Annotated in this window: 5 protein-coding genes; 4 read left to right on the forward strand and 1 reads right to left on the reverse strand. The window is 59.2% G+C overall.

Annotated features, from left to right (window positions below; genetic code table 11):
* Window positions 1–146: 146 nt before the first annotated feature.
* Both V6M87_RS18735 and V6M87_RS18740 read left to right on the forward strand, forming a co-directional pair.
* Complete coding sequence (locus V6M87_RS18735; protein WP_332878172.1) at window positions 147–3,065, forward strand: TonB-dependent receptor plug domain-containing protein; 2,919 nt, start codon at window positions 147–149, stop codon at window positions 3,063–3,065.
* A 1,140-nt stretch (window positions 3,066–4,205) separates the two neighbouring features.
* Window positions 4,206–7,247, forward strand: coding sequence for a TonB-dependent receptor (locus V6M87_RS18740; protein ID WP_332878173.1), 3,042 nt, complete (start codon window positions 4,206–4,208; stop codon window positions 7,245–7,247).
* A gap of 96 nt (window positions 7,248–7,343) precedes the next feature.
* Here V6M87_RS18740 and V6M87_RS18745 read toward each other — a convergent pair whose 3' ends face one another.
* Window positions 7,344–8,069 carry a 16S rRNA (uracil(1498)-N(3))-methyltransferase gene (locus V6M87_RS18745; protein ID WP_332878174.1) on the reverse strand — a complete coding sequence of 242 codons (726 nt, stop codon included), beginning with the start codon at window positions 8,067–8,069 and terminating at the stop codon, window positions 7,344–7,346.
* A gap of 152 nt (window positions 8,070–8,221) precedes the next feature.
* Between V6M87_RS18745 and tkt the strand changes: the two genes are divergently transcribed.
* Window positions 8,222–10,219: a transketolase gene (tkt, locus tag V6M87_RS18750; protein WP_332878175.1), complete on the forward strand. Its 1,998-nt coding sequence runs from the start codon at window positions 8,222–8,224 to the stop codon at window positions 10,217–10,219.
* Window positions 10,220–10,289: 70 nt separating this feature from the next.
* Window positions 10,290–11,303, forward strand: coding sequence for a type I glyceraldehyde-3-phosphate dehydrogenase (gene gap, locus V6M87_RS18755; RefSeq protein ID WP_332878176.1), 1,014 nt, complete (start codon window positions 10,290–10,292; stop codon window positions 11,301–11,303).
* The last annotated feature ends 47 nt before the right edge of the window (window positions 11,304–11,350 follow it).

Raw genomic sequence — 11,350 nt, forward strand, 5'->3', positions numbered from 1 at the left:
ACTACACATATGATCCTATGTAACAGAGATGTAACCAAAGGGTCACATCTTTTACAGACACCCACAAGGTGCAACCACAGGGCTGCAGTCCTGCGGAAACAGCGGCCAGACCATCCGAGATATCGTCCCAAGAAGGAGATGTAGACATGCGTTTCAAATTGAAATCGATGCCCCTCGCTATTGCCAGCGTAATCGCCACCGGCGCCTTGTCGATGGGTGCCATGCATCCGGCGATGGCGCAGGACACCACCAGCGCCGATCCGGCCGCGCCACAACGCGTGGTCGTGACCGGCTCGCTGATCAGCCGCGCCACCGCCGAAACGGCAACCCCCGTGCAAGTCATCACCGCCGCCGATATTCAGCGCAGCGGCAAAACCTCGGTCGCTGAATTGCTGAGCGACCTGGCGTCGAACGGCGCCGGCACACTCGGCACCGGTTTCGCGGGTGCCTTCGCCAACGGCGCTGCCGGCGTCTCGCTGCGCGGCCTGTCGGTCGGTGCCACCCTGGTCCTGCTCGACGGCCACCGCGTGGCGCCGTACGCACTCGGCGACGACGCGCAGCGTTCCTTCGTCGATGTGTCCAACATTCCCTTCGACGCCATCGAAAGCATCGAGATCCTGAAAGCCGGTGCCTCGTCGCTGTACGGTTCGGATGCGGTGGCTGGCGTGGTCAACATCAAACTGAAGAAAAATTACCAGGGTACGCGCCTGGCTGCTGAAGCCGGCAACACCCAGCACGGCGGTGGCAAGACCCAGCGCGCCTCCATCTCCACCGGTTTGGGCGACCTCGACTCGGACGGCTATAACGCCTTCATCACCGCCGAATGGCGCCACCAGGGCGCCATCAAGGTGGCCGACCGCCTCGGCAACGACTGGAATACGCGTGACTGGCGTTCCCGCGGCGGCAATGACCTGACGCTGGGTGTGCCGACGTCGTTGAACAACTTCGTGACCCAGGCCAGCACCCCGTTCCTGTATAACGCGTCCGGTGTGAATGGCCCCAGCAATCCGGCCAACTTCGCGTTCCTCGATCCGAGCTGCAACTACACCAAGTACCGCGCCGGCCAGTGCGCCGTGACCGACAATTCCTCCCTCATCCAGCCGGAAACGGACAACATCAACGTCCTGGTCGGCATGACCAAAAAACTGGGCAACGATTGGGAACTCGCGTTCAAAGGCTCGTTCTTCAAGCGCAACGGCAGCAATAACCGCGGCGTGCCGCTCCTTTTCTCGACCTCCAGCTTCGTCGGTTTCAATGCCCTGAGCCCTGACGGCACGCTGCGTCCCGCCGTCGGCGCCATCAATCCAACCACATTCGCCCCCGGTGCGGCGGTCGGTGCTGGCATTGTCAACCCGTTTGTGGCAGTGCCGGAAACCGCCACGGCGCCAGCACAAGACGGCCGCGCCCGTCTGTACGGCTACATCCCGGGCATTGATGCGGAACGCACCTCGGCCAACACCGCCACGGCGACCCGCTTTGCGCTGGACCTGACCGGTCGTGCCTTCGGCTGGGATACGCGGATTGCCGCCGGCATTACCGAGTCGGAAGTCAAGATCGACTACAGCGGCTATGTCGACCGCAACGCGCTGTACAACTCTCTGGTGGCTGGCCAATTCAACGTCCTCGGTGGCAATTCGCCAGCGCAGATCGCCGCGATTTCGCCGACGTTCTCGAACACCAACGATTCGAAGCTCAATTACGTCGACCTCTCCGGCAGCCGCGAACTGATGCAGCTGGGCGCCGGGCCGCTGGTCCTCGCAGGTGGCTTGCACTATCACAAGCGTGAATGGAATGCGCCGCCGGCCGCGCTGACCGCGAACGGCCAGGTCGCCAGCACCTCGCCCTTCGTGTTTGGTTCGGAAACCAATACGGCGGCCTTTGCTGAAGTTCAAGTCACGCCGATCCGGAACCTCGAGCTCGACGTGTCCGGCCGTTATGACCACTTCGATACCTACGGCAATTCGTTCACGCCGGCTGCCAATTTCAAGTGGACGCCGTCGAAGGTGTTCGCCCTGCGTGGTAACTTCGCCCGCGGTTTCCGTGCACCGAACCCGTCCGAGTCGGGCAGCGCCGGGTCGTTCTTCTCATTCAATAAAATCAACGATCCGATCCTCTGTCCTTCTGGCAACCGAGATACACCCGGCAGTGTGCCGATCTATTGCAGCTTCACGCCTGTGTTCGTCCAGCAAACCAGCCAGACGCTGTCGCCTGAAAAATCCAAGTCGTATGACCTGGGCATCGTGCTGGCGCCCATGGCCGGCCTGGGTGCCACGCTCGATTACTACAAGATCGAGTTGTCGAACCAGATCGTCAGCGCCGCCACCAACGATCCGAACTATGTGCCGGCCTTCGTGCGCGGTGCGCCAACCCAGCTCGACACCGTGCAGGCCGATGGCACGGTCGCGTCGGTCCTGTCGCCGGTCGGTCCGGTCCTGTACGCCACCTCGGGTTACATCAACGCCGGCAAGACCACCACCAGCGGCATTGAAGCGGCCATCAACTACCGGTTCCGCTTGCCGGGTGAGATGGGTTCATTGCGCGCCGACCTCTCGGCCGCCCATACTTTTGACTATACCCAAAGCGTGAACGGCACCAGCTACCAGTTGGCAGGCACCCAGGGTCCATCGGGCGTGGGCGGCGCAACCGGCAATCCAAAAGACCGTGCCCAGTTCTCGCTGAACTGGAACCGCGGTCCGCTGGACGTGACGGCCAGCGTCAACTACACCAGTTCGTTCTCGACGCTTGACCCATCCGTAAGCGCCACCGATTGTGCGTCGACCGCGAAAGACGCGGGCGGACGTGACTACTTCGATGGCGTGCCAGGCGGCCAGCCCGCGTACTATTGCCATACTGCTTCGTTCACGGTCACCAACCTGAACCTGCAGTACAAGTTGTCCGAGAACTTGACGCTGAAAGGCACGATCCTGAACCTGTTCGACAAGGCGCCGCCGATCGACGTCGGCACCTATGGCAATGCAGGCGTCCAGACTTCGTACAACGCCTCCTTGCATCAAGCGGGCGCCGTAGGACGTTTCTACAGCCTGGGTCTGAGCTACGTCTTCTGATAGTCATGATGCGAAAAAGCTGATGCGTGCGGTCCGGCGCTGAGTCAAGCAAAGGCCTGATCAATCTTCGATCGGGCCTTTTTGTTTGGTGCACCCGGCAGGGCGCACTTGTCTCGGACTGCAATGGCCGGCGCGCGCTGCAACCATGGAAATGCTTGATCCCGATTGCATCTTTGCCGATCGGCATTCATCGGGCCTTTAAAATCGCCTGATGTCTTCATGCGCGATACGACGTAACCAGGTCCCATCATTTCGCCCAGCCCGCACGCGATATCACTCATATCCGTAGTTGGTACCAGGTATAAAAAATCACAAAAAATAAAATACCCTCGTTATCGTTTCTATCGGGTTACTGAACAGCCTTATCGAGTGCCAAGTTGTTGCGGCAATATGTCCGAAGCGGAAGCATCTGCAATTCTGGCAATAGCTAACGCGAGTCTCCTCGTATCAACGCTTTCATATTGGCGGCACGGGCATCGACACCATTCTCATGCTGGTCAAATCCGTGAATGCCCCGATTTTATTCAGGCTCACGCCACACATTTACCTTCTCTGAGATCGCTACCATTTGTCTGCAAGCCTTGGACAGAAACAATCAGCAGAATTTAATGGGTTGATATCCGAATTGCTACTTGGAACTATAACATTCCCGTTTGCAAGAATGCGGCAGCTTAAATATCGACAAAATTCTCAACTGATAATGATAATAAAAAAGCTATCAATTGTTTTTATTGCATGAACTTATTTGCCGTAGAAAGTCACGAAAACCGGACTAAATGGTATTTTATTGTAACTATAGGGTTCCATATTATTACTTTAGGTATTTTATTTTCAGAAAATCCTCGCCCCGATACGGTGCACCGCTGTATCAGAATATGGCACGCATGCCCCGCCATATGGCATTTGCACCGCAAGTGAAAATTATCTGTTGTAAATCCACCCAGATTACATATGTACGTTGACACCGGAAGTTTCCGTATGGTTTTATGTCTTTTGCATATTCTTAATTAACCCTTAAGCGTATGGACGTTTCGCTTACCCGGCGACGACGGAGATGAGAGGACACGCGTCAGGCAGCGTCATTGCTGTCGCGCCAAATCCCCAAGATACATTTTCACGATAAAACTAATAGGAAACCACATGTTTAAGAAAACCGTATTGGTACATGCATTGACGTTGGCTTTCGGCGCTGCTGTCTTGTCCGCAGGCGTTATCCAGACCGCGTCGGCGCAGTCGAATGCATCGGGTAACATTGTTGGCACGGTGGAGCAACCATCGGGTACGACAGTGAATTTGGTGAACACCGGTACCGGCTTGAAGCGCACAGTAACGCCTGAAGCCAATGGCCGCTTCCAGGCCACGACCCTGCCAGCAGGGCATTACAAGGTCGACCTGGTGCGCAATGGCGCTGTCGTGAATACGGTCGAAGTCGACGTGATCGTCGGACAGGGCGTGGACGCATCGTTCGCCGCTGCTGCGATGCAGTCGGTACAGGTGACCGGCCGCCGCAGCCGGATCGATGTGTCGAATACGAACAACGGCGTCTCGTTCAGCGCGCGCGAACTGGCCGCATTGCCGATCGCACAAAACGTCGGTGCCATCATTCAACTGGCGCCGAACACCACCCGTGCTGACTCGCGCTACTCGGGCGGCGCAAGTTTCGGCGGCGGTGGCGCTTCTGAAAATGCCTACTACATCAACGGCATGGTGGTGACCAATGCATTGACGCAGCTGGGCTCGTCGGAGTTGCCATTTGGCGCGATCGCGCAGGCGCAGATCCTCACCGGCGGCTACGGTGCTGAGTTCGGCCGCTCCGTGGGTGGCGTGGTCAACATCACGACCAAGAGTGGTACCAATGACTGGGAAGTCGGCGGCACGATGAGCATCACGCCAAACGGCACCCGCGCCAAGGCACGCAACGGTTACTACGAGAACACCGGCAAGAATCCATTGACTGATGGCAAAATTCTGTTCAATCGTGAACAGAACAAAACCGACAGCCAGATCTTCGGCGCGTATGTCGGTGGTCCGATCATCAAGGACAAACTGTTCATGTTCGTGGCTGCAGAACAGACACGCACCGACCGCGACTTCATCAACCTGGCATCCTCGAGCACCAATGCGCCAACATCCGGCTTCGGTACCTCCGATTCGACGATCGATCGCTATCTCGGCAAATTTGACTGGAATATCACCGACAATCATCGCCTCGAACTGACCTTGATTGGCGACACGCCGAAATCGGACGTCGAGTTGTCGGGTTTCAATTATGCAACTGCAACCCGTGTCGGTTCAGTTGTCTCGAGAGAGCATTATTCCAACATCGCAACCCAGGATGGCGGCAATGGCGGCAAGGCCCAGGTACTCAAGTATACGGGCAACATCACGGATGACCTGACCGTGTCGGCATTGGTTGGCCGCAATAAAGCCAGCCATATCAACACTTATGGCAATTACAATATCAATCAACCGCTGTTCCAGGTTACCGCGCCGGTCGCGGCACGCGCGCCGGGCATCAGCTACGTCTCTCCGCAAGTCCTGAGCGGCAACATCACCGCCCCTGGTGCCGAAGATGAGACCAAGTCGACCCGTCTGGACCTCGAATATCGCCTCGGCGATCATACGTTGAAGGCCGGTCTCGATAAAAACAAACTGTCGTCGCTGAATGCTGGTGATATCCGTGCTGGTGGCGGTCTGTACACCTACCGTGTCTTGCCTGCAGGATCGACCGTGGCGACGACGATTAACACCGGTGGTGGTGTACGACGCGCCCCCGGCGCTTTCGGTGGCCTTGGTGTCTCGGGCTACTATGGACAGGAAACGTTGTTCAGTACCGTCACCAATGCCTATTCGGATCAGGATGCGCAGTATCTGGAAGATGCATGGCAAGTGTCGAAAACGGTCTTGCTGAAATTTGGCGTGCGTCGTGAAGGATTCAGCAACCAGAACGGTGATCACGAAACCTTCATCGAGATGAAGAACCAGATCGCACCGCGCTTTTCCGCGTCATGGGACGTGAACGGTGACGCTTCGCTGAAAGTGTTCGGTAGCGCCGGTCGTTATCACCTGCAAATCCCGACTCACCTGGCAGTACGTGGAGCCAGTCGTTCCCTGTTCACAAATCAATACTTCACCTACACCGGTGTGGACGCGAACGGCGCCCCGATTGGCCGCGTGAACATGGCGCCTGCGTTTTCGGGCAACAACGAATACAACCAGTCCAAGGACGTGAAGACGCTGTCCGCGACCAACCTGAAACCGACGTATCAGGACGAAATCACGCTGGGTTTCGAAAAAATGATGTCGCCGTCGCTGAACATTGGCGCCAAGGCAACCTACCGCACACTGGGTGCAACTATCGACGACTTCTGCGACTCCCGTCCAGTGGCGGCGTGGGCTGAACGGAACAAGGTCGACACCTCCAACTATGGTGGTTTCGGTTGCGCCAACTTCAATCCAGGTGAAGCCAATACCTTTCTGGTCGATTTCGCTGGAAATGGCAAATACACCAGCGTCAACCTGAGCAAGGAAGACCTGGGGTTCCCGGATACCAAGCGTACCTACACAGCGGTTGATTTATTCGCTGAACACCCATACCGTAATGGCTGGTACGCTAAAGTGAACTACACCTGGTCGAAGAGCAAGGGAAATACCGAAGGTCAGACCTTGTCGGACATCGCGCAAACCGATGTGGCTGCAACCCAGGCCTGGGACTTCCCTGAGCTGATGGAAGGCGCATTTGGTTATCTGCCAAATGACCGTACCCACCAGCTGAAGGCATACGGTTTCTATGAAATCTCGTCGCAGTTCATTATTGGTGCGAACGGACTCATTGCAACTGGTCGTCCAAAAAACTGCCTGGGCAATAACGACGTGGCGGATGCAGACTTCTTGTACGGTTCGGCTTACCACTACTGCAATGGCGCCCCTTCGCCACGCGGTGCGCTGGGTCGTCTGCCGACCGATGTGCGGCTGGATGCGAACCTGATTTTCCGTCCTGAGGTCGTCAAAGGTTTGTCGTTCAAATGGGATATCTACAACGTGTTCAATCGTCAGGCCACGCAGACGATCGACGAAGTCTACAACAGCGGCAGCACCGTATCGCCGACCTACGGCCGTACGATCAGCTACACGGCGCCACGTACGATGCGCTTTTCGGCGGAATATAACCACAAGTTCTGATCCAGCCCGGATACCTTGCACATGCAAATGTGCAAGGTATGCAAAAACCGCCGGTGCAAGCCGGCGGTTTTTTTATTGGGGCGTGCCGGTGCGGTATTACATGCCGCCCCAGTGTGCGTTCAGCGTCGCCAGCGCCGCCAGCCCCGCCGTTTCGGTGCGCAAGATGCGACGTCCCATCGTCAGCGGCAGCGCGCCGGCGGCAATCGCCGCATCTTCTTCCTCGGGCGCAAAGCCGCCTTCCGGACCCACCATCAACACGACATCCTGCGCCGCGTGCGCGCCAGCCCATTCGGCCAGCGTTGCCTTGCCGCGCGGGCTCAGCAGGATCCGCGCCGCCGGGGCAGGCTGCGCCAGCCACTTCGCAAATACCTCCAGGCCTGCCAGCGTGGCCAGCCGGTTGCGCCCGCTCTGTTCGGATGCCGCCACGATGATGCCTTGCCAGTGCGCCTGGCGTTTCTCGGCGCGCTCGCCGGACAGCCGCGTCACGCAGCGCTGTGCGGCCAGCGGGACAATGGCCGCCACGCCCAGTTCCACCGCCTTCTCGATGATCCAGTCCATTTTGGACGCTTCCGGCAGCGCCTGTGCCAGCGTGATGGCATAGCCCAGTTCGACCTCGACCGCTTCGAAGGCATCCACGCGCGCGCTGGCGCGGCGCTTGCCCACTTCCTGCAAGGTCGCGCCGTACTGGCCGCCGGCGCCATTGAACAGCGTCAGTTGCGCACCGGCTTGCTGGCGCACCACGTGTAAATGATGGGCGACCGCCTCGGGCAGGTCGACGACCAGGCCGGGCGCCAGGGGCAGGGGACAGTAAAAACGCGGCATGCAGGGCCTGTAATGATGGCGGTTGGAGCGCGCATTTTAATTCGGCGCCGCCCCTGTCTGGTAAAATAGTTGTCTATGGCTTACCGGTGCGCCGCGTTTTTCACGGCAACCAGGCGCCGCCGCTTTCCTCATCAGCCCTACCGACTCTACCCATGAAACCGACACAAACGACGACTTTGATGGCCAATGCGATCCGCGCACTGGCAATGGATGCTGTGCAGAAGGCCAACTCCGGCCACCCCGGCATGCCGATGGGAATGGCCGAGATCGCGGTCGCGCTGTGGGACGGTCACTACCGCCACAATCCGGCCAATCCGCACTGGGCCAACCGCGACCGCTTCCTGCTGTCGAACGGCCATGGCTCGATGCTCCATTACGCGCTGCTGCACCTGACCGGTTACGCGCTCACCATGGACGACCTGCGCGCGTTCCGCCAGTTGCACTCGAAAACTCCGGGCCACCCGGAAGTGGGCATCACGCCAGGCGTTGAAACCACCACCGGCCCGCTCGGGCAGGGTATTGCGAATGCCGTCGGCATGGCGCTGGCCGAGTATCTGCTGGCCGCCGAATTCAACCAGCCTGGCCATGAAGTGGTCGACCATTACACCTATGCATTCTTGGGCGACGGTTGCCTGATGGAAGGCATTTCGCACGAAGTGTGCTCGCTGGCCGGTACCCTGAGCCTGAAGAAACTGATTGCGCTGTATGACGACAACGGCATCTCCATCGACGGCAAGGTCGAAGGCTGGTTCACCGACGACACCCCGGGCCGCTTTGCCGCCTACGGCTGGAACGTGATTGCCGACGTCGACGGCCACAGCGTGGCAGCGGTCGATGCCGCCATCGCGCAAGCCAAATTGTCCGACAAGCCAACCCTGATCTGCTGCAAGACCATCATCGGCAAGGGTTCGCCCAACCTGCAAGGCGGCGACAAGGTGCACGGCGCCGCGCTGGGCGATAAAGAAATTGCCGCAGTGCGCGAACATCTGCTGTGGGATCCGATCCCGTTCGACATCCCGGCCGACCTGTACACCGCGTGGGACGCCAAGGCTGCCGGCGCCAGCATGGAAGCCGAATGGAACGCCAAATTCGACGCCTACCGCGCCGCGTTCCCGACCAAGGCGTCGGAACTCGAGCGCCGCATGGCAGGCGACCTGCCAGCGAACTTCGAAGAAGTGCTGAACGCGGCGATCGCCGCCTGTGTCGACAAAAAAGAAACCATTGCTACCCGCAAGGCCAGCCAGAACGCCATCCAGGCGCTGGCGCCGGTGCTGCCGGAATTCCTCGGCGGCTCGGCCGATCTGACCGGTTCCAACCTGACCAACTGGAAAGAATCGACCAACCTGCGCTCCGGCAAACCAGGCAACCATATCAATTATGGCGTGCGTGAATTCGGCATGAGCGCGATCATGAACGGCATCGCCCTGCACGGCGGCTTCATCCCGTTCGGCGCCACCTTCCTGACCTTCTCCGACTACAGCCGCAATGCGCTGCGCATGGCGTCGCTGATGAAGCTGCGTTCGATCTTCGTGTTCACCCACGATTCGATCGGCCTGGGCGAAGATGGCCCGACCCACCAGTCGGTTGAGCATGTTTCGTCGCTGCGCCTGATTCCGGGCCTGGACAACTGGCGTCCGTGCGACACGGTCGAATCGCAAGTGGCATGGGGCGCCGCCGTCCAACGCAAGGATGGCCCGTCGACCTTGATCTTCTCGCGCCAGAACCTGCCGTTCATGGAGCGTGACGCCACCCAAATCGCGAATATCGCCAAGGGCGGCTATGTGCTCAAGGATGCGCCGAACGCGCAGCTGATCATCATGTCCACCGGTTCGGAAATCGAACTGGCGATGGCGTCGGCTGCCGCCCTCGAGGCTGAGGGCGTGGCCGTGCGCGTGGTGTCGATGCCGTCGACCGACGTGTTCGACCGCCAGGACGCAGCCTACAAGGCCAGCGTACTGACCCGTGGCACGCCACGCGTCGCCATCGAAGCCGGCGTGACCGCTTTCTGGTACAAGTATGTGGGCCTGGAAGGCGCGGTCGTCGGCCTCGACACCTTCGGCGAATCGGCCCCGGCGCCGGTCCTGTTCAAGTATTTTGGTTTTACCGTCGAGAACGTCGTGGCCACGGCCAAGGGCGTGCTGGCAGCGTAACAAGAACGGACGCACGCAGGAGACACCGCGGCGTCCCCCCGATTTCTTTTTTTAAATCAGGAGCATCAGCATGACGATCAAAGTTGCAATCAACGGTTATGGCCGCATCGGCCGCAATGTACTGCGCGCATTCTACGAAGGCGGCAAACAGCAGGATATCCAGATCGTTGCCATCAACGACCTGGGCGACGCCAAGTCGAATGCCCACCTGACCCGCTACGACACCGTGCACGGCAAGTTTCCCGGCACCGTGACGGTCGAAGGCGACACCATGATCGTCAATGGCGACCCGATCCGCGTGTTCGCGCAGCGTAATCCGGCCGAAATCCCATGGGGCGAACTGGGCGTGGACGTGGTCCTCGAATGCACTGGCTTTTTCACCACCAAAGAGAAGGCTTCGGCCCACCTCAAGGGCGGCGCGAAAAAAGTCATCATTTCGGCACCGGGCGGCAAGGATATCGACGCCACCATCGTGTTCGGCGTCAACCAGCAAGTCCTGAAGGCGAGCGACACCGTTATCTCGAACGCCTCCTGCACCACCAACTGCCTGGCCCCGCTGGTCAAGCCGCTCAACGACGCCATCGGCATCGAGAGCGGCCTGATGACCACGGTGCACTCGTACACCAACGACCAGGTGCTGTCGGACGTGATGCATGAAGACTTGCGCCGCGCCCGTTCGGCCACGATGAGCATGATCCCGACCAAGACCGGCGCTGCCGCCGCGGTTGGCCTGGTGCTGCCTGAGCTGAACGGCAAGCTGGACGGTTTCGCGATCCGCGTGCCGACCATCAATGTGTCGCTGGTCGACCTGACCTTCATCGCCAAGCGCGACACCAGCGTCGAAGAAGTCAACCAGCTGATGGAAAAAGCAGCATCGGAAGGTCCGCTGAAAGGCATCCTGACCTACCAGACCGAGCCGCTCGTGTCGGTCGACTTCAACCACAACCCGGCGTCGTCGAATTTCGATTCGACGCTGACCAAGGTGTCGGGTCGCCTGGTGAAAGTATCGTCGTGGTATGACAACGAGTGGGGTTTTTCGAACCGCATGCTCGATACCACTGTCGCACTGATGAACGCGAAGTAATCTTCGCTGCACGTCGTGAATGCCGCCCGGCTGCAATGGGCGGCATT

This window comes from Massilia sp. S19_KUP03_FR1 (assembly GCF_036688685.1).
Lineage (GTDB): Bacteria > Pseudomonadota > Gammaproteobacteria > Burkholderiales > Burkholderiaceae_D > JALYUM01.

Coding starts and splice junctions, on each gene's coding strand:
- V6M87_RS18735 (WP_332878172.1), top strand. CDS start 147: ATGCGTTTCAAATTGAAATCGATGCCCCTCGCTATTGCCAGCGTAATC.
- V6M87_RS18740 (WP_332878173.1), top strand. CDS start 4,206: ATGTTTAAGAAAACCGTATTGGTACATGCATTGACGTTGGCTTTCGGC.
- V6M87_RS18745 (WP_332878174.1), bottom strand. CDS start 8,069: ATGCCGCGTTTTTACTGTCCCCTGCCCCTGGCGCCCGGCCTGGTCGTC.
- tkt (WP_332878175.1), top strand. CDS start 8,222: ATGAAACCGACACAAACGACGACTTTGATGGCCAATGCGATCCGCGCA.
- gap (WP_332878176.1), top strand. CDS start 10,290: ATGACGATCAAAGTTGCAATCAACGGTTATGGCCGCATCGGCCGCAAT.